16 protein-coding genes and 3 pseudogenes are annotated in these 17,429 nt (G+C 66.9%); 4 read left to right on the top strand and 15 right to left on the bottom strand.

What is annotated here, in order from left to right:
- The first annotated feature begins 9 nt into the window (after positions 1–9).
- Complete coding sequence (locus OG504_RS08105; RefSeq protein WP_405989135.1) at positions 10–1,032, top strand: alcohol dehydrogenase; 1,023 nt, start codon at positions 10–12, stop codon at positions 1,030–1,032.
- Here the strand turns inward: OG504_RS08105 and OG504_RS08100 are convergent.
- Together OG504_RS08100 and OG504_RS08095 are read right to left on the bottom strand one after the other, a co-directional pair.
- The gene (locus tag OG504_RS08100; RefSeq protein ID WP_405989134.1) at positions 1,022–2,017 is read right to left on the bottom strand and encodes an LLM class flavin-dependent oxidoreductase; all 996 of its coding nucleotides are present in this window, start codon (positions 2,015–2,017) and stop codon (positions 1,022–1,024) included. The genes OG504_RS08105 and OG504_RS08100 overlap by 11 nt on opposite strands.
- Positions 2,018–2,084: 67 nt before the next feature.
- Entirely contained in the window at positions 2,085–2,507 is a 423-nt protein-coding gene (locus tag OG504_RS08095; RefSeq protein WP_405989133.1) for a (2Fe-2S) ferredoxin domain-containing protein, read from the bottom strand.
- 72 nt (positions 2,508–2,579) lie between these two features.
- Here OG504_RS08095 and OG504_RS08090 point away from each other — a divergent pair, with 72 nt between their 5' ends.
- Positions 2,580–3,071, top strand: a complete 492-nt coding sequence (locus OG504_RS08090; protein WP_405989132.1) for an HAD family acid phosphatase — start codon at positions 2,580–2,582, stop codon at positions 3,069–3,071.
- Between the two features lie 21 nt (positions 3,072–3,092).
- On the opposite strand, the gene OG504_RS08085 is transcribed toward OG504_RS08090, so the two are convergent.
- From OG504_RS08085 to OG504_RS08070, 4 genes and pseudogenes are all read right to left on the bottom strand, one after another.
- Complete coding sequence (locus OG504_RS08085) at positions 3,093–3,308, bottom strand: dodecin (protein WP_019057614.1); 216 nt, start codon at positions 3,306–3,308, stop codon at positions 3,093–3,095.
- A gap of 100 nt (positions 3,309–3,408) precedes the next feature.
- Positions 3,409–3,573, bottom strand: a pseudogene (locus tag OG504_RS08080) (L-histidine N(alpha)-methyltransferase); the annotation flags it as partial.
- A 59-nt stretch (positions 3,574–3,632) separates the two neighbouring features.
- Positions 3,633–4,010 (bottom strand): annotated as a pseudogene (locus tag OG504_RS08075) (DUF6083 domain-containing protein); the annotation flags it as partial.
- Between the two features lie 159 nt (positions 4,011–4,169).
- A complete protein-coding gene (locus OG504_RS08070; RefSeq protein ID WP_405989131.1) occupies positions 4,170–4,433 on the bottom strand; it encodes a helix-turn-helix transcriptional regulator in 264 nt (87 codons plus the stop codon).
- Between the two features lie 1,593 nt (positions 4,434–6,026).
- Between OG504_RS08070 and OG504_RS08065 the strand changes: the two genes are divergently transcribed.
- The gene (locus OG504_RS08065) at positions 6,027–10,040 is read left to right on the top strand and encodes a helix-turn-helix domain-containing protein (RefSeq protein WP_405989130.1); all 4,014 of its coding nucleotides are present in this window, start codon (positions 6,027–6,029) and stop codon (positions 10,038–10,040) included.
- 474 nt (positions 10,041–10,514) lie between these two features.
- On the opposite strand, the gene OG504_RS08060 is transcribed toward OG504_RS08065, so the two are convergent.
- The 4 genes and pseudogenes from OG504_RS08060 to OG504_RS08045 all read right to left on the bottom strand — a co-directional run.
- Positions 10,515–10,892 carry a DDE-type integrase/transposase/recombinase gene (locus OG504_RS08060; protein ID WP_405989129.1) on the bottom strand — a complete coding sequence of 126 codons (378 nt, stop codon included), beginning with the start codon at positions 10,890–10,892 and terminating at the stop codon, positions 10,515–10,517.
- Entirely contained in the window at positions 10,828–11,073 is a 246-nt protein-coding gene (locus tag OG504_RS08055) for a hypothetical protein (RefSeq protein ID WP_405989128.1), read from the bottom strand. The genes OG504_RS08060 and OG504_RS08055 overlap by 65 nt, the downstream gene beginning before the upstream one ends.
- Positions 11,074–11,081: 8 nt before the next feature.
- Positions 11,082–11,219 (bottom strand): hypothetical protein, encoded by a 138-nt coding sequence (locus tag OG504_RS08050; RefSeq protein ID WP_405996639.1) that lies wholly within the window; start codon positions 11,217–11,219, stop codon positions 11,082–11,084.
- Positions 11,220–11,308: 89 nt separating this feature from the next.
- Positions 11,309–11,371: pseudogene (locus OG504_RS08045) on the bottom strand (transposase); the annotation flags it as partial.
- Positions 11,372–11,485: 114 nt separating this feature from the next.
- Here OG504_RS08045 and OG504_RS08040 point away from each other — a divergent pair.
- On the top strand, positions 11,486–11,680 hold the full coding sequence (locus OG504_RS08040; RefSeq protein WP_405989127.1) for a hypothetical protein: 195 nt from the start codon (positions 11,486–11,488) through the stop codon (positions 11,678–11,680).
- A 22-nt stretch (positions 11,681–11,702) separates the two neighbouring features.
- Here the strand turns inward: OG504_RS08040 and OG504_RS08035 are convergent, their stop codons facing one another.
- The 5 genes from OG504_RS08035 to OG504_RS08015 form a co-directional block, all read right to left on the bottom strand.
- On the bottom strand, positions 11,703–12,773 hold the full coding sequence (locus OG504_RS08035) for a pyridoxal-phosphate dependent enzyme (protein ID WP_405996275.1): 1,071 nt from the start codon (positions 12,771–12,773) through the stop codon (positions 11,703–11,705).
- Positions 12,774–12,882: 109 nt separating this feature from the next.
- Positions 12,883–13,866: an aspartate carbamoyltransferase gene (gene pyrB / locus OG504_RS08030; protein ID WP_405989126.1), complete on the bottom strand. Its 984-nt coding sequence runs from the start codon at positions 13,864–13,866 to the stop codon at positions 12,883–12,885.
- A 29-nt stretch (positions 13,867–13,895) separates the two neighbouring features.
- A complete protein-coding gene (sbnB, locus tag OG504_RS08025) occupies positions 13,896–14,915 on the bottom strand; it encodes a 2,3-diaminopropionate biosynthesis protein SbnB (protein WP_405989125.1) in 1,020 nt (339 codons plus the stop codon).
- 25 nt (positions 14,916–14,940) lie between these two features.
- Positions 14,941–15,969 (bottom strand): 2,3-diaminopropionate biosynthesis protein SbnA, encoded by a 1,029-nt coding sequence (sbnA, locus tag OG504_RS08020; RefSeq protein WP_405989124.1) that lies wholly within the window; start codon positions 15,967–15,969, stop codon positions 14,941–14,943.
- 107 nt (positions 15,970–16,076) lie between these two features.
- Positions 16,077–17,372, bottom strand: a complete 1,296-nt coding sequence (locus OG504_RS08015) for an MFS transporter (protein ID WP_405989123.1) — start codon at positions 17,370–17,372, stop codon at positions 16,077–16,079.
- Between the last annotated feature and the right edge of the window lie 57 nt (positions 17,373–17,429).

The raw sequence follows: 17,429 nt of genomic DNA, 5'->3' as shown, positions 1-17,429 counted from the left end.
GAGACAGGTATGAGCAGTTATCGAGTCGCGCAAGTGGGCGCGGCCGGCGGCGAGTTCACGGTCGTCGAGCGGGACGTGCCGGAGCCGGGACCGGGCCATGTGCGGATCGCCGTGGAGGCCTGCGGGATCTGCCACAGCGACACCTTCTTCGTGAACGCCGGAGTGCCGGGCGTACGGTTCCCGCTCGTCACCGGGCACGAGATCGCCGGGCACATCGACGCGCTCGGCGAGGGTGCCTCGGACAGCGGCTGGCGGATCGGCGACCGGGTGTCCGTCGGCTGGTTCGGCGGCAGTTGCGGCCACTGCACCCCGTGCAGGCAGGGCGACTTCATCGTCTGCGAGAACATGAAGGTGCCCGGCTGGGCGTACGACGGCGGCTTTGCGGAGATGACCGTGGCGCCGGTCGACGCACTCGCCCGGATCCCCGACAGCCTCTCGGCGAGCGCCGCAGCGCCCATGGGGTGTGCGGGCGTGACCACCTTCAACGGGCTGCGCCGCAGCTCCGCGAAGCCGGGCGACCTGGTCGCCGTCCTCGGACTCGGCGGCCTCGGTCACCTGGGCGTGCAGTACGCGGCCGCCATGGGTTTCGAGACCGTGGCGATCGCGCGGGGCGCCGAAAAGGCCGACTTCGCCAAGCAGTTGGGCGCGCACCACTACGTCGACAGCACGGCGGACACGGATGTCGCCGACGCGCTGAAGGCCCTCGGCGGTGCCAAGGTCGTGCTGGCCACGGCGGGCAATGCCGACGCCGCGACGGCGACCGTGGAGGGGCTGCGGCCCCGTGGCGAGCTGGTCGTCATCGGGGCGGACACCGCGCCGTTGGGGATCAGCCCGCTCCAACTGCTCATGAGCGCCAAGGTGGTTCGGGGTCACCCGTCCGGCACCGCGCAGGACGTGCAGGACACGCTGGCCTTCAGTGCCCTGCACAACATCCGCCCGATGGTGGAGACCGTACCCCTGGACCAGGCCGGCGAGGCCTACGAGCGGATGCTGTCCGGCGCCGCGCGCTTCCGGATGGTGCTCACACCATGAGGGAGGCGAGCCGCCGGTAGGAGTCCAGCAGGGCTTCGCGGTCGTAGGTGCTGGTGGTGACGAGGACCTCGTCCGCCGCCGTCTCCTTCAGCACCGTCTCCAGCTCGTGGGCCACCTGTTCCTCGGTGCCCGCGAGCTGTCCGGTGAGCCCGGCCTCGTAGAAGCCGAACTCCTTGTCGGTCATGGGCAGTTGCTCCACGCGCTCGGCCGGCGGGAGTGGTGGGAAGGTGCCGTGGGTGCGCGAGTACGCCATCGACCAGGCCTCCGGGACGAGCAGCCGCCGGGCCGCCTCGGGGGTGGCGGCCACCGCGATCGTGCCCGAGATGACGACGTACGGTTCCGATGCCCAGGCGGAGGGTCGGAAACCGTTGCGGTAGTGGTCGATGCCGCGCCGCATCTTGTCGCGGTTGCGGAGGTCGCCGATGACCATCGGGAGACCGGCCCGGGCCGCGATGTCCGCGCCCTCGCCCATCGCGAGCACGAACGGCGGGACGCTCAGCCCCTCGGAGGGCCGCGCGTGCGCGCCGGTGGGTGACGTACCCCGGAACCAGTCGAGGAGTTCGTCGAGTTGTCCGGCGAAGTCGTCCGCGTCGTCCTTGTCCCGGCCCAGCGCCTTGCGCACGCCGCCGGTGAAGCCCACCGAGCGGCCGAGGCCCATGTCGATCCGGCCGGGGAACAGCGACTCCAGCACCCCGAACTGCTCGGCCACGACCAGGGGTTGGTGGTTGGGCAGCATCACCCCGCCCGTCCCGACCCGGATGCTCCGGGTGGCCGAGGCGACGGCGGCGGCCAGCACGGTCGGCGCCGAACCGGCGACCCCGGGCACGCCGTGATGCTCCGACACCCAGAACCGGTGATAGCCCAGCCCCTCGACCTCCCGCGCGAACCGCACGGTGTCGCGCAGTGCCTCGGCGGCCGGATGCCCCTCGCGGGTGCGGGAGCGGTCGAGGACGGAGAAAGGGGTCGAGGCGATCACTGAACTCACATCAGTGTCAACGCCGGGGAGACCTCGGCATTCCCGTTCCCGCACGTGGAGGTCCCCTGCGGGCTCCTCACCGCCGGGACCGGACGCGTGCGTCCCGGGGCGGGTCGATGAACTGCAGCTCCAGCGTGACGGGCGGCGCGGCTGTGCCCGGCCCGCCCGCGGCCGCCCACTCCAGCACTTCCTCCGTGCAGTCGTCGTCCATCGCGAACCCGATCCAGGTCGGCCGCCCACCGGCCCGGCGCCCCGCGGCCGACGGCTGGACCACGATCACGTTGGCCTGGTCGCAGGGGCCCAGGCAGTCCGTCGTACGCACCGCGAAACCGTGTTCGGCGGCATCCGCGCGCAGCCGTTCCAACTGCCAGGCGTGGTCCGTGCCGGGGTGTTTGCGTGGGTCGCCGCAGCAGCAGCCCCGGCAGACGACCAGGGTGCAGGGCCGCTCGCGGGCGGCGCCGATGAGGAACGTACGGGGAGCGGGAGTGGCGGCAGACATGCAAGAAGCATGAGGCCAGGGCTCTCCCGGGCCGTTGCCGGGGTGGAGGATCCGACTGTTTAGGGTGGGCGGGTGACCGCCGACAACAAGCGCCCGCTCGCCGTGTTCGACCTCGACAACACCCTCGCCGACACTGCGCACCGGCAACGGTTCCTGGAGCAGAAGCCACGCGACTGGGACGGCTTCTTCGGCGCCGCGTCGCAGGACCCGCCGCTGGCGGAGGGCATCGCGCTCGCGCTGGAGAGCGCCGAGGAGTGCGAGGTCGTCTATCTGACCGGGCGGCCCGAACGCTGCCGACGCGACACGCTCGCCTGGCTCGCCGCGCAGGGGCTGCCCGAGGGGCGGGTCCTCATGCGCCGCAACGACGACCGCAGGCCCGCCCGGCGCACCAAGCTGGAGAAACTCAGGCAGCTCGCCCGCGACCGTGACATCCGGGTCCTCGTGGACGACGACGAACTGGTCTGCGACGACGCCGAGCGGGCCGGCTTCAGGGTCGTACGGGCCCGCTGGACCTCCCCCTCCGCCGCGCTGGAGGCGGCACAGGAGGGGGAGGGCCGGACCTGAGGGCTCTCGTCCTTACGGAGGTCAGTCCTCGTCCTCGATGCGGAAGCCGACCTTCAGGCCGACCTGGAAGTGCTCGATCTGCCCGTTCTCGATCTGGCCCCTGACCTGGGTCACCTCGAACCAGTCCAGGCTGCGCAGGGTCTGTGCGGCGCGGGCGACGCCGTTGCGGATGGCCTGGTCGATGCCCTCGTGAGAGGTGCCGACGATCTCGGTGACCCGGTACGTGTGCTCGGACATGCGGGTACTCCTCTCGGCCGTGACGGGCGCGTCACGCGTCACTCCACACACCACCGTGCCCCAAGGTGCGGCAGTGCGCGAGACGGCCCGTCGTCCGGTGTCAGCGCACCACGCTCAGTGAGAGCGCGAAGCGTCCTTCCCTGTCGGTCCACCAATGGGTCAACTCCAGCCCGGTGGCGGCCAGTTCGGACCGTACGCCCTCCTTGCGGAACTTCGCGGAGATCTCGGTGCGGAGTTCCTCGCCGGCCGTGAAGTCGACGGCGAGGAGATCTCGGGGTTCGGCGGAACGGAAGGGGGAACGAATGCGCCGCGGTCGATCAGGCGGCGTGTGTTGACCGCCAGAGCGCGGCGCAGTCCTGCCAATTCGGGAGCAGCTACAAAGGCGTCGCGGGCCGGGCACAGCAGGGCGTGCGGCAGTCGGCACCAGCCGCTGCCGTCGCCCGCCGGATGTGCGACACCGCGGCTGACGTGCCAGTGGCAGGTAGCAGGCACCTTTTCGGCAGACAGTTCGTCAGGGTGCATGCGGACGGGCCGCTCGTTGGTGCGGTGGTACCACTCGATGCGGTTGCCGCAATCCCGGCAGCGGGCGCTTTGGCCGCACCGCAGCAGACGGCTGGCACTGTCACCGCTGACGCGGAGGGAACGTCTCGCGTGCACGGGGCTGCCGTCCCGGCGGTGCGGGGAAGGGGGTGTTGAACGCATGCGGGCGAACCTGCCAGCCAACACGCCGCGCGACCGGTGTCACTGCCGCAGTTGTCCCCCGGGCGGCCGTATCAGTTCGGGCTGGCTCTCGATGATGCGTGTGTGTGTTCGCTTCAGGTCGCCAATTCGGGTGGTTGGTGAAAGCTGTCCCGAAGTCGATCAGTCGTCGGTCTTCGAAGGGGGTTCGTGCCCGTTGCACAGCGTGAAGAAGAACTCGTCGAGCGGGGTGCTCAGGGTGTGTACGAGGGCGTGCCAGGTCTTCAGAGTGCCGATTGTGCGGCCCTGCCCGATCTCGATGAGAGTCCGCCTGGCGAGGCCGCTACGGGCGGCGAGCCCGTCGTAGCTCCACCCTCGGGCCGCCCGCAGGCGCGCGAGCTCCAGGCGGAGCGCCTCGAAGTCAGGATCGGGCGGAAAGATCGTCACCTGACCATCCGACGGGGCAGACCCCTGCCCTGTCAGTGCAGACTTCTGCCCTATTTCCCCAGGTGATAGCCCGAGTGAGGGGGCAGAGGTCTGCACTATCGTGTGCTGCCGCTCCCTTGAGCGGACAACGGCGCGGGACAGGACTGGGAGGAGCGCGCGTCCTATGAGGCTCCGCACGACATGCTCGGCAGCGCGGCGTGCCTGGACTGTGGAGCTGCGGCCCGGCTCGGGTGGGCCGCAGCTTGTATGTCAGCGGTGCGATCACCGGGGCGTACTGCTCGCGGCCTGCACGCTCCGCGGCACTTGAACACCTGGCCGGGCACGCCCGGCGCGACGTTCTGCCGTCATATCTGCGCACTTGCCAGTGTCACGAACGGGGCTGCCGTTGGCATCCCCGTCATCGTGGCTGCGCAGGCCCTGTTCGGCTCCTTCTCGCCCGGGAGCGGGGCGGTCGGCTTTGGCGACTTGCCGATGCCTGCACGGCCTGCGCGTCTGTGACGGTGCAGGCCGCCATGGTTCCGGAGACTCTCCTGCGTGCCACTGTGATGTCGGCGGACGGTCTCTCGCATCGGTGCAAACGGCAGCCCAAAGGGCCGGGTGACCAGGTCCGGGTGCGGGAGATGCTTAGCTACTTGGCCGCAACCCTGTCGGGCCACACCGGGGCTGCGGCCCGGCTGCTCGCCGTGCAGTGCGCACTCCGCATGGACTCCGGGGGGCGGGTCCGGCTGCCGACGGGGGTCCTGCGCAGCCTTCGCCTAGACCGCGATCCGCTTCCGTGGAGTGAACTGGAGCAGGCACGATGGCTCCGCAGGATGCCGACTGTCCCGGGCTCTGCCAACGGCGTGGCGGTCGCTCAGGTCCTCGCCGGCGTGTGGTTTGCGCAGCGTCCCGCACGCCCGGACCGCAGGAGGGCTGCTGGCTGGGCGCTGCGTATGGCGAGCGGCGGCCGTGTGGGCGCCGGTGACCCGACTCTGCGGTTGACCGCTCTATGGCTTGCGGCGCACACCGACGCTTCGGCCAGCCGTGGGTGTACCGAGATGGACCGGATCGCACATGAGTGTGGACTCGCTCCTGAGGTTGTGTTCCGTGCCCTCGACCGGTTGGCGACATCCCTCGTTTCACGGAGCGTTGCCTTTGACTCGGGAGACCTGTACTGGGAGCTGCTGTCGAAGGGTGATGAGCGTCAGTGGGCAGAGCTGGCGCCGACGTGAAGCTCCGGGCTGTTACGCGGCCAGCCCTCCCGCCCACGGTTGCCGAAAGCGTCCTTCCTTCAACGACGGCCAGTGCGGACCCAACTGTCCGCGCCTCGACGCCGCCGGACTGGATCCGTGGCGTCGGCCGTTGCGAGTGCCAGGCGTCGAGGCCGTTCTTGGAGCACACTCGGCGATGGTGCGTCCGGCCTCCCGGCGAGCCGGGTGGTCCGGCTTGCCGGCATCCGTATTCCCAAGTCGGTCGTGTTCGGTTTGCAGGATGACGTGTTAAGCAGGCGGCATCCGCAGCAGACGGCCTTGCCAGGGGTCGCCGACCGTGGGTTCCGCTCGAGGCCCTGTGCAGGCGGTGGAATCTCACGCATAGGGAGCGTAGATTTCCCGCATGGACGATTTTCCGGCGTGGCTGCAGGCTGCGCGCAAGGCCCGCGGGTGGTCGCAAAGTGATCTCGCGCTGAGGTTGGGAGTCGGCCAGCAAGCGGTGAGTAATTGGGAGCGTGGCCGCACCGTGCCGAAGGGCAGCGTGCGTCACCTTGTCGAGAGTGTTATGGGCGCGAAGTCTGACGGGGGCGGCTCTGTCGTGCCTGCCGTGGGCCTACCTCGGATCACGGACCTTCCACTCAAGGCCCTTGATGAGTACACCTTCGAGGCCTTCTGCACTGACTTGGCCGCAGAGGAGTTTCCCGGCGCCCACGTGCAGCGTTTTGGCGGCCGGGGCGAGAAGCAGTACGGCATCGATGTGCGTGTGGTTACTGCGACCGGTGAACGTATCGGCATCCAAGCCAAGCGATACGACAAGTATCAGCCAGCATCGTTCAAGGCTGCGGTGGAGGAGTTGGACCTCACACAAGCGGAGGTGGAGCGATGCATCTTGATGGTGACGGCCAAAGTAAGCGTCAAGGTCCAGCAGGAGGAAGCCAAGCATCGTGAGTGGGAGATCTGGGATGCCGATGTCCTGTCGCGGAAGGTGGCTGGGCTCGACAAGGACAGGGCGGTGCGCCTCGTCGACCGCTACTTTCCCGGGCTGCGTGAACCCTTCCTTGGGGTCAGTGCACCCACGCCATGGCAGACCGCTGAGGAAGCATTCGACAATGGCCGGCAGGGCGACCGCTTCTCGTACCGATGGACACTCGTCGGCCGGACTACGCAGCTGGACGAGCTAGCCCGGTTTGTCGAGGATGAGGCCGCCGACGCGCCCTTGATCGCGCTTTTGGTCGGCGCTGCAGGCACTGGCAAGAGCCGTCTGCTGAAGGCGCTGTGCGATCGGCTCGACAACACAGCCAAGGTCGCCAGATTGGCACCCCGCGAAACGCCTTCGCCCGAGGCGTTCGAGCTGCTGCCGCATAGCCCAGGCCTCGTCGTCATCATTGATGATGCTCAGGAACTCGGGGCAGGACTGCGCACCCTGCTCACCCATCTACGGCGTCAACGGCCCGAGGCGAAGATTCTTCTCGCTGCACGCCCTTACGGGCTGCCAGCCGTCCGAGACGCGCTGCGCGGCCTTGGAATCGATCACACAACGATCCCCACCTGGCCGCTAAGAGACCTGTCCACGATGGAGGCAACCTCTCTTGCTGCTGAGGCTCTCGGCGAGGAGAAGGGGCACCTCGCCTCACGCCTGGCGCATGCAGCCAAGGATTGCCCATTGCTCCTGGTGGTCGGGGCAGTGCAAATACGGGACGGTCATCTGAGTTCGTCGGTCCTGCAAACCGACGAACAGATCCGCCAGCAGCTTGCGGACGCCTTCCTGCGGACCGCTATCCCGGACCATGCAGCCGATCCCGCCCGCCTCGGTCACGTCTTGCGCGCGGTATCCCTCCTGCAACCCTTCCGTGAGAATGTGCCTGTCTACCAGCAGGCCTTGGAAGATCTCACCGGTCTGCCGTTTTACGACGCTGCACCCCACCTCAGAGTCCTTGAGGAAGCAGGTGTCCTGCTTCGCCGAGGTACATCGCTGCGCGTGGTGCCGGATCTCCTAGGCGACATGGTCCTGTCGGACGCGGCCCTGTTGCCAACGACGGGGAGCTCGACGGGCTATCTCGCGCGTGCCCATGCGATGCTGCGCACCGCCCAAGAGCCCCTTCTGCACGCCCTGGTCAACACCAGTCGAGTGGAGTGGCAATGGAGCCAGGACCACGCCAGTGCGAATGGGCTCGCCGAGCCCTTGTGGGTGGAAGTCGCTCAAGCGATTCGCGAGGCAGACGAAACGGAACGAGCCGCCTATCTGCCCTTCCTCCGCCAGATCGGGGTCTTTCAGGCGGGGCGCACACTCGCCCTCGTGAAGTGGCTATACGAGCATCAGTCTGAGGTCCGGCTCCACCGTGCGCTCCCACCGGTGCTCGAAGCAGTTGCATACGATCTTCAGCACGTGGACGAGGTGTGCGATCTGCTGTGGGACCTGGGCAGGAGCGACGCGCGCCCCCTCAACGCTCATCCCGATCACGCCCTGCGGATCCTGACGAGCCTTGCCTCCTACGAGGTGGGCAAGCCATTTGCCTACCAGCGTGCGGTCATCGAAGGCGTAAGTCGCTGGGCGGCAACGGACCAACCATCTGTGCACCCACGTATGCCCCTTGAGCTGCTCGACCCGGTATTCGCGGTCGAAGCGGAATCCACCATCCAGGACGGCTGGACGCTGACCTTCCAACGGACCAGCATCCCTATAAGCCAGATTCTCGGCGTACGGCGGAAGGCGCTTGACCTGCTTTTCCGTGAGTATGCCCAGCCTGGTGTCCATCGCTCGGCGCGAGCTGCTCTCTCGTTCGAAGCAGTCCTGCGTAACACGCAAAGAGCAGGCGATGATCATGTCACTGACGTGTTGCGGGAGCTATGCGAACAGACACGCAGAATCAACCCTGGACCGATCGCCGCCGTTGCGATTCGACGAGCTGTCGAATGGAATCTGGCGTACGGATCCGAAACTAATCAGGCGGCAGCCGAGGAGGTACTACATGCCCTGCCAAGCTCCACAGTTCACGATGTAGCCGTCGCCCTGCACACCAATCGGTGGATCCATCTACGTCACGCCGATGACCAGGAGGAGGCTGGTACGGCCTGGGAGAGCTACCTGGAAGCCATAGCGCAAGCGACGAAAGGCTGGTCCCTTGAGGCCACGTGGCAGCAACTTCAGAGCCTCCTCACGGAGGGGTACGACGTCTTCGGGTACGCCCCTCAACATGCCCAACCTTTCATTGAGCATCTCGTTGAGGCCCGCCCAGAATTGCAGGATTTGATCTGCGTCGAGAGCGTGCAAATTTCGGATCGAGTCCAGCAGACTCTGCTGCCTAGCGCCCTACAAGCACTTCTGCGTCACAACCCCCAGAGCGGTCTCGAGAGAGCAATGCAGCTCATCAGGACGGGAACGGATTCCCTGAAGAGAGGGGTGGCCACGGCACTTACAGAACGTCGACATGGCCGTGAACTGCCCGCAACGGTGATCGGCGATCTGGGACAGGTCCTCGCGAAGGATACCGATGCCTTTCTGCGTTGTCTCATTATCCGCGCGGCCGGCCCTCTCTCACGTTCAGATCACGCAGCCGCTGTCGATCTGGTAGCAGCCGTCCCGTTCATGGGGTCCTCCGCCGTCGCAAGCGAACTCTGCATGGCCATAACCGGATACGGCTGGCTTTCCTGGGCCGATCTGTCTCCTCAACAAAGCGCTTCACTCTTGCAGCAGTTGGTCCGGATTGAGAACCTCGACGCCTACGAAGTCCAGACGGTCCTGTCCACCCTCTCCACCACCCACGCTGATGCCGTCCTGACCCTTTTGATGGAGCGTGTTGAGCACTGGGAGACGGCAGTAGAACAGGAACCCGGGTACGTCCCTCTGCCCTATCAGTGGCATGTGTCGTTGCTCCTGTCCGACACATCCGACCGCATCAAACACCTTCGTCGCATCCTCGCCTGGACCGCGGCGCTTGAACCCGGATCACGCCCGGCTTCAAGGCGCGAGCACTACGCTCCCGAACTCTTCCGAGCGGCAGCCAGACACTCAGACCGCGACGTTCGGCTCCTTCTCCTCGGCGCCCTCCGGTCAGAGAACTCTCAAGAACGGCGAGCAGCAGCGATCCTCTTCGAGTCACTTGACAGCGACATGGTTTGGAAAGCCCCCGAATTCGTGAGCGAGGCGCTGCAAACAGCGGCTGACGCATCGGACGAACTGATGCGCACTCTCGGCGGCAGTCTGCTCCGATCAGTCAGGGAGGATGCGTACGTGGGCACCCCGGGACAGCCCCTCGCTGAAGACGTAGAGACCCGGGATCGGGCCGACCGGATGGTTGCCACCCTTGAACCAGGATCGGTACAGGAGCGCTTCTACCGCTCCCTACGAGAGTCGGCGGTTCACAGAATCGCATGGTTCGCAGCAGAGGATCCCGCACCGGATCACCGCGTCTGGTGAGCCATAACCCGTCAGTGGTGCGCGTACGTCAGAGCTGCAAAATTCAGGCTATGAGGACATTGCGTTGTTCAGGCTGTCCCTCCCCCCTCGCAACGTGAAGACCGTGGCTGTAGGGGAAGTTGGAGTGCCAATCCCCTCGCGGCGTGGAGACGATCTATGTGGCCAGTCCCTTGGCGAGAGTGGCTCGGTAGTCACGTTAGTAGTCGATCGGGCTCTTGAACCCGCACATGCTGTGTAGCCGCCTGACGTTGTAGAAGTCGGTGATCCAGGTGGCGGTCCTGATGCGGGCCTCGGTGCGGGTGCGGAAGGCATGCCGGGTGGACGTACTCGACCTTCAGCACGCTGTTGAACGCCTTGCTCACTGCGTTGTCGAAACATGACCCGACCCGGCCTGTGAACTGGGCCACGCCGGCTCTGCGGTACGCCCGCCAAAAGCTCTGAGACGTGTACTCACTACCCCTGCCCTTGTCATGATCACGCCCCGTACGTCGCCTCCGCGGCCATGTTGAGCGACGCCACCACCAGCTCCGCATCATCCCGCTCGCCCATCGCGTAGCCCAGCAAGCGGCGGGAGAAAAGATCGATGACCGTCGCCAAGCACAGCTTGCCCTCATCTGTGTCGATCTCTGTGAGATCGCCGCACCAGACGAGTCGGGCTCCTCGGCGGTGAAGTCCCGGCGCACGAAGTCCGGGGCCGTCGGCCGCTTGCCCGGCCTGGTCAGCGACCGGCGCAGCCGGATCTTCCGTCCGGCTGGCTTGAGTTCGGCCATGACCTTGGCGACTGAGTTCACCGACACTGGCCAGCCGCGCCGGACCAGCTCGATGAACACCTTCGGCGAGCCGTAGGTGCACCGGACCGCTGGAGGATCTTCTCGATCTCCTCGGCCAGGTGCTGCCAGTGCACCTCCCGCGCGGTCGGTTCACGGTCGCGCCACTTGTAGAACCAGGACTTGGACACGCCCAGCGCCCGGTAGTCGATGCGGTGCGGAATCTTCTGTTCGGCCTTGCAGGTGCTGATCACCCTGACCGCCACGGCAGGATTTACGTCAGATACTTCACCCGCAAGGCCACGAATCCCTTGCACACATCACGCTCCATCTCCAGCTCGCGGATGCGCTTGTATTTCTCCCGGGCCTCGGCCCGCAGCCGCTCCAGCTCCGCCCGCCTACCTTCCCGCAATCGGCCACCCGACCCTGCCTCGCCGACGCCTGGACGGGTGTGTCTGACGACGGCGAGTCGTTGACCTTGGCCTGCGAGACCCACCTGTGCAGCGTCCCCGGATGCACACCGAGCTCTTCGGCCGCCTCCGGGATCGGCTTCCAGGTTTCCATCACGATCCGTACCGCCCCTCGCGGAACTCCGTGCTGTAGATGCGTTTCCTGGATCCCACGACCCTCAACTGTCCCTCCGGTCACTGTTTCCACGCTACGAGGGGAGGGGGCAGCATGACGCTCCCCTACAACTCGGGCGTCGCGGAGGGAGTCACGGACCGGAAAATGATCAAGCGCCAGATGGCAGGACGGGTCGGCATCCGGCTCCTGCGTAAACGTGTCATCTTCGTCGCCCACTCGTGCCGCAGTAACCAGCTCCCGTCCGGCCAAGCTCTCTGGTCGATCAACAGCTACGAGGATCGTGTATGAGCCCGGAGCCGCACCCATCGCACTATGAGCGCGGGTGAAATTCGGCCAGCGCCTCTGTAACCGCATCGGGATGGGCGTGGATCGTCCAGACAGATCCACGGTGACCACGGGGGCTGCGCTGGGGCGGCAAGTCCGCACCGGTAACCAGCGTGACTGCGGTTTCACCAGGGGCTACCAGGCCGGTTGCCGCGGCTTGGCGCAAGCCCGCCAGTGCAGCCGCGCCGGCCGGCTCGCTTCGCACCGCGGCCAGTTGCTCAAGGTCGCGCATCGCGTGGGAGATCTCCTCCTCCGACACGGTGACGAAGGTTCCCGCCGCATGTCGCACCTCGTCGAGCGTCCATTCACCGATCGACGGTGACGGTACCGCGATGCCGTCCGCGGAGGTTGCCCCGGCGTCGGGCACGCTCGTCGTCCGGCCGAACCAGGCGTCCGCCAGAGGCGCGCACCCGCTGGCCTGGACGGCGATGATCCGAGGGAGCGTGGAGACTGCGCGGCAGGCCTTGAGCTCCCGGAACCCCTTGGCCATCCCGACGAGCGTCGGCCCGTCGCCGACCGGGACGGCCACCACGTCGGGCACACGGTGTCCCAGCTGCTCCCAGATCTCGAAGGCGACGGTCTTCTTGGCCTCGATAGTGACCGGGTTGACGCCGGTGTTGCGGTCGACCCAGCCGAAACGTGCGGCCACGTGCCGGGAGAGGTCGAACGCGGCGCGGTAGCCCTCCAGGACCCGGAACACCTGCGCTCCGGCCGCCGTCATGGCGTCGACCTTGGTAGCGAGACAGTCCTCCGGTACGAAGATCACTGCGGTCAGGCCGACGGCTGCGGCTCCGATCGCGGTGGAGACCGCCGCGTTGCCCGTCGAGGCGGTGGCGACGACGGTGGCGCTGCGGCGCAGACCGCCGTCGATGACCAGTGCCGTCGCCCGGTCCTTGTTCGATGCGCTCGGTCCGACAGTCTCGTCCTTGAACCAGAGGTTCGGTATCCCCTGCGCCTCGCCCAGCCGGGGCACCGAGCGCAGGGGCGTTCCTCCGACCCGCAGCGGGTATGCCGATCTACCGTCAGGTCGTGGGAGCAGTGCTTGATAGCGCCACATGTCGATGTCCCCACCCGGCGCGGGGAGCAGGTGTGGGCCGTAGTCGTACCTGAACGACAGGTTGCCGTGCCGGTTGCGCTCCTCGATCACTTCACCCATGACGCCCCGCCTACTCGACCGCGCCGAGTACGAGCGCGAGGAGTGCCATACGCACCACCACGCCGTTGAACGCCTCCTGCCAGAGGCGTGACCACCGGGTGGTGTCGATGTCCTGCGGAAGCTCGTCCATCCTGGGAAGCGAATGGAGGACGATCGCATCGCTCTTTGCCTTAGCGGCCAACAGCTCGCGAGTGATCTTGTAGTTCGCCGGCGTGCTGGGCCTCGCCTCCTCGCTCGCCTCATGATGAGCCAGGGTGTAGTCGGGCTGGATCACCGGCTCGACCAGGATCACATCCGCTTCGACGATGGCCTGCTCGACGTGCTCTGCCTCCCGGAAGTCCAATCCGGACCGGGCGAACCGTGCTTTGTACTCCTCCGGCATCCGCATGTCGGGGGAACCAGGGAACAGGGCGTCGGCCGGAGGAGCCACGAAGGTCACAGGGCAGTCGAACTGTGACAGCGCGTGGCCCAGGGAGTGCATGGTGCGCATGCGCATGTCGCCGACCGCGAGCCAGCGAAGGCCGTCGATGCGGCCTCGCTCGCGCAGCACGGTGTAGAGGTCGGTCAGGACCTGGGTGGGGTGTTCGCCCCAGCCGTCTCCGGCGTTGATGACCGGCACGCTCGACCATCCTGCGGCCTCCTGCGGGGCGCCCGCCTGGAAGTGGCGCATCACGATGACATCGCCGTAGGCCTCAAGCATCCTGACGGTGTCCTTGAGGGACTCCTGGTAGAAATCGCCCGCGCGCGTGGTCTTGGGATCCGCGAAACCGGTCACTCGTCCGCCCAACCGGTGCATCGCGGCTTCGTGCGAGAGGCGGGTTCGGGTACTGGGCTGGTAGAAGGCCGTGACCATGGTCTTGGCCCTGAGCAGATCGGTGTTCTGCCGGTTGCGCGCTATCGGTTCCAACCGATCCGCGATCTCGAAGACGCGGAAGAACTCCTGCCGTTCGAACTCGTTGAGCGACAGGATGTCGCGCCCGGTGAAGCTGCGCATGAAACGGATCTCCTTTGTCCGAGGTGCGGTCAGGCCGCGTCGTCCGGATGCCAGCGGATCTGGTCACCGAAGAAGTCGGGAATGTCGAGTGCCTGCCCTGCTGCGACGGCCCACGCGAGGACCTGCTGTCCCACGGCCAGATCCAGCACGCCCAGGCCGAAAGGTGAGAAGACGATGGGACGAGAGGGGTCCAGTTCGGTCTGACCGAGGATCACTTCCGCGAGCGTGCCGTTCACGAAGTCACGACTGCCGTGGAGCTCCTCGGCCAGATGTGGAGTGGTTCCCGCTTTGAGGCAGTGCTCGACGTCGTCGACCACGTTGTTCGCCCGCAGCACGATCTCGGGGGCCAGATCCCGCAGCGAGAGGTTGAGAACGAGTTGGTCGGCTCGGAACACGTGGGTCGCCGGCACGTACGGGGCGAGCGCGGTAGTGGCGAAGACCACCAGGTCGGCGTCGAGGGCCTGGTCGAGGCTGCCCGGTTCGGCCCGCCCACCGTGGCCCGAGCCGTTGAGATGCCGGACCAGCGCCTCAGCGGACCGCTCGTCAGTGTCGTGGCAGATCGCCTGGCGCAGCGGTGCACCGGTGGCGTCCAGGTAGCCGCAGACGGTCCGGGCGATGTATCCCGCGCCGATCACACCGACCGTGGACGGCTCGCGCTTGGCCAGGACCCTGACAGCCAGCGCGGCTGAGGCGGCCGTGCGCGCGGCGCTGATGACCGCACTCTCCAGAACGGCGACCGGATAGCCGGTGTCGTAGTCGTTCAGCACCAGCAGAGCCGAGGCTCGCTGGCGGCCCTGGGAGACGTTCGCCGGAAAACTCGCGATCCACTTGATGCCGGCTACCGCGTGCTCGCCGTCCAGGAACGCGGGCAGAGCGATGATCCGTGAGTCGGGTTTGTCGGGGAACCGAAGAAAGTAGCTGTCCGGATTGACCGTCCTTCCGTCAGCATGTCGCAGGTACGTCGTGCGGACGCGGTCAAGGACGTCCTCCTCCCGCCCGACAAGCGCCCTGGTGACCGCGGCGTTGGTGACGATCGACAGTGAACCCATGATTTCCCTTGCTCCTTGCTCCACATCAGCTGCTGACCGAACAGAAGCCACCGGGCGTCAGCTGCCGTGGCAGCCCGCGGCCGAGATTTTGTCCGGTGCCGACACGCTCCAGCACGTTCGGGCCGAACCGGGCGAGGACCCAGTCGTCGTCGTAAACGGTCTCCAGGTAGCGGTCACCCAGATCCGGTGATATCGCCAGCACCCGGCTGCCAGGTGCGATCCGGGAGCCGCTGGCCTCGACGGCGGCCAGCGTGGTCCCGCTCGACCCGCCGAGCAGCAGGCCATAGCGGCGCGCCACCTGGCGACACACGCGGATCGTCTCCGGTTCCTCGACGACGCACTTGTCGAATCCGTCGTCGTGGAAAATCTCAGGGCACCGACTGGTGCCCAGGCCAGGGATCCAGCGCGGGCCGGCCGGACCACCGAAGGTCACCGAACCGGTGGTGTCCACCCCGACGATCCGGGTCGGCGCGCCGATCGATCGGAAGTGCTCCAGGCACCCCATCAAGGTGCCGGACGTGCCGACACCGATGAAGAGCCAGTCGGGGATCCCGAACTCCTCCACTATCTGAGTGGCCGTGATCTTCCGGTGCGCGCCCGGGTTGGCCGGGCTCGCGTACTGGTTCAGCCAGACCAGTTCCGGCTCGGCGACCAGCCTGCGCGTGATGTAGTCGATGCGGGTCTGCAGGAAGCCACCGTTGTGGTCGCGGTCGGTCACCGTGACCACCTGGGCGCCCAGCGCTTCCATGTAACGCACGCTGCGCGGGCTCGTGTTGGGGTCAGTGACCAGCGTCACGCGGATGCCCTTGGCTGCGCAGACCGCGGCCAGCGCGATGCCGAGGTTTCCGGAGGTGGATTCGATCAGCCGCACCGCCGTGTGCAGGATGCCGTTCGCCTCGGCGGACTCGACCATCTCACGGGCTGTAGTCAGCTTGATGGAGCCGGCCGGATTCAGGCCCTCAAGTTTCACGAAGGTCTCGAACGCCGGTTGGAAGCCGTCCAGCCGGACGAACGCCGGACCGTTCGAGAGCTCGAATGGGTAATCGGCGATCATCGAGTGCACCTTTCAGTGCCAGAGCTGACCAGGCAGGCGTCAAAAGCTGTTGCCACCATGCAACTTCCTTAGAATCTCGCTTGACTCGGCGCAGCGCCTGACAGGTTTTAGTCGACGGTCGCCGGCCGCAGCCGCTGCGACCACTGAACGACGGGCGGCACCGCCAGCCCGACCGCCACGAGCATGGCGCCCGTCACCCACCAGCCGGGAGCACCCCAGGTGACGCAGAGGTAGCCGAGGATGGAGGGAGCTGCCACGCTGGAGAGGCTGGAGCCGAACAGTGAGATGCCCGTGTACTGCCCCTGCGCATGGGCCGGGGCCAGCGAATACCGCAGTTCGAACGCGCCGGCAGCCTGCCAGAGCTCACCGACGGTGAACACCACGCAACCCACCATCATCACCAGCAGGGCGAGCCACCCTGGCATCCCACTGGTCAGGCTGATCAGGATCATGCCGACGAGCAAGGACCAGCCCGAGCGGCGCCAGAGCCGTGCGGCTGCCGAGGGCGAGTCGACGTTCTTGCTGGCCTTCACCTGGAAGAGCACCACCATGCTGGTGTTGATCACCACGCTTGCCCCGACGAACCAGTGCGGCGCGTGCGTGTGGAGGATGATCCACAACGGCAGTGCGAAGCTGAGTACCTTGCCGTGGAAGGACATCAGGCCGTCGAGCAGGGTAAACACCAGAAAGGGGTAGTCCCGCAGGGCGTTGCTGGGCCCCTGTACCTTCGTCGGCCGCTTGACTGGTGGCAGGGACGGCAGCCTGAGGACCACTGCGCCGGCCAGCAGGAAGCTCACGGCGTTGGCCAGCACCAGGAAGTCGTAGGCGGTGCGGGTGTCCACCTCCACCATCAGCGCGGTCACCGAAGCACCGAGGGCGCCGGCGAGGTTGACGGCCGAGCGCATGTACGCCCGGAAACGGACGGGGTCCTTGCCGGCGAAGCCGCGTACCAGGGGTGCGCGAGAGGACTTGTTCCCCGAACTGGCCAGTTCGGTCAGGCAGATCACCGTCACGAACATCCAGAACGAGTGGACCAGCACCATCGCCGCCATGCCCAGGGCCTGCGCGACCAGGGTCAGCAGATAGACCTCGCGCGGACCGCGACGGTCGGCGAGCTTGCCGACCGGGACACCGGCCAGCAGGCCGATTACGGCACCGACGCCCATGCCCAGGCCTACCTGGGCCACTGACAGGCCGACTGAGCGGGTGTAGAAGAGAGCGGCTGCGGTCATCCACATGCCGCCGCCGATCATGTTGATGAAGCTGCCGGTCGCCAGGATGCGCCTGGGGCCGGGCTCCAGCAGCAGTCCACGCCTCACCAGCCAGGACTCCTGAGGCGCCACGTCCTGGGCGGACGTGTCGGCGGTCGGCGCGTTGTCGGTGCTGCTTGCTTTGATTTCCATGTCCGGAGAGTTCTGTCCTCGGCTAGTGGATGGAGCGACGTACGACGGGTGGTTGGT

The sequence above is a fragment of the Streptomyces sp. NBC_00986 genome, from assembly GCF_045162565.1.
Taxonomy (GTDB): domain Bacteria; phylum Actinomycetota; class Actinomycetes; order Streptomycetales; family Streptomycetaceae; genus Streptomyces.
The sequence above is the reverse complement of the archived record's forward strand: the minus strand, read 5'-3'. Positions and strand labels throughout refer to the sequence as shown.

What these genes read in the sequence shown, in the direction of transcription:
- OG504_RS08105 (WP_405989135.1), top strand. Translation starts at nt 10, where the DNA reads ATGAGCAGTTATCGAGTCGCGCAAGTGGGCGCGGCCGGCGGCGAGTTC.
- OG504_RS08095 (WP_405989133.1), bottom strand. Translation starts at nt 2,507, where the DNA reads ATGTCTGCCGCCACTCCCGCTCCCCGTACGTTCCTCATCGGCGCCGCC.
- OG504_RS08085 (WP_019057614.1), bottom strand. Translation starts at nt 3,308, where the DNA reads ATGTCCGAGCACACGTACCGGGTCACCGAGATCGTCGGCACCTCTCAC.
- OG504_RS08065 (WP_405989130.1), top strand. Translation starts at nt 6,027, where the DNA reads ATGGACGATTTTCCGGCGTGGCTGCAGGCTGCGCGCAAGGCCCGCGGG.
- OG504_RS08040 (WP_405989127.1), top strand. Translation starts at nt 11,486, where the DNA reads ATGACGCTCCCCTACAACTCGGGCGTCGCGGAGGGAGTCACGGACCGG.
- OG504_RS08035 (WP_405996275.1), bottom strand. Translation starts at nt 12,773, where the DNA reads ATGTGGCGCTATCAAGCACTGCTCCCACGACCTGACGGTAGATCGGCA.
- pyrB (WP_405989126.1), bottom strand. Translation starts at nt 13,866, where the DNA reads ATGCGCAGCTTCACCGGGCGCGACATCCTGTCGCTCAACGAGTTCGAA.
- sbnB (WP_405989125.1), bottom strand. Translation starts at nt 14,915, where the DNA reads ATGGGTTCACTGTCGATCGTCACCAACGCCGCGGTCACCAGGGCGCTT.
- sbnA (WP_405989124.1), bottom strand. Translation starts at nt 15,969, where the DNA reads ATGATCGCCGATTACCCATTCGAGCTCTCGAACGGTCCGGCGTTCGTC.
- OG504_RS08015 (WP_405989123.1), bottom strand. Translation starts at nt 17,372, where the DNA reads ATGGAAATCAAAGCAAGCAGCACCGACAACGCGCCGACCGCCGACACG.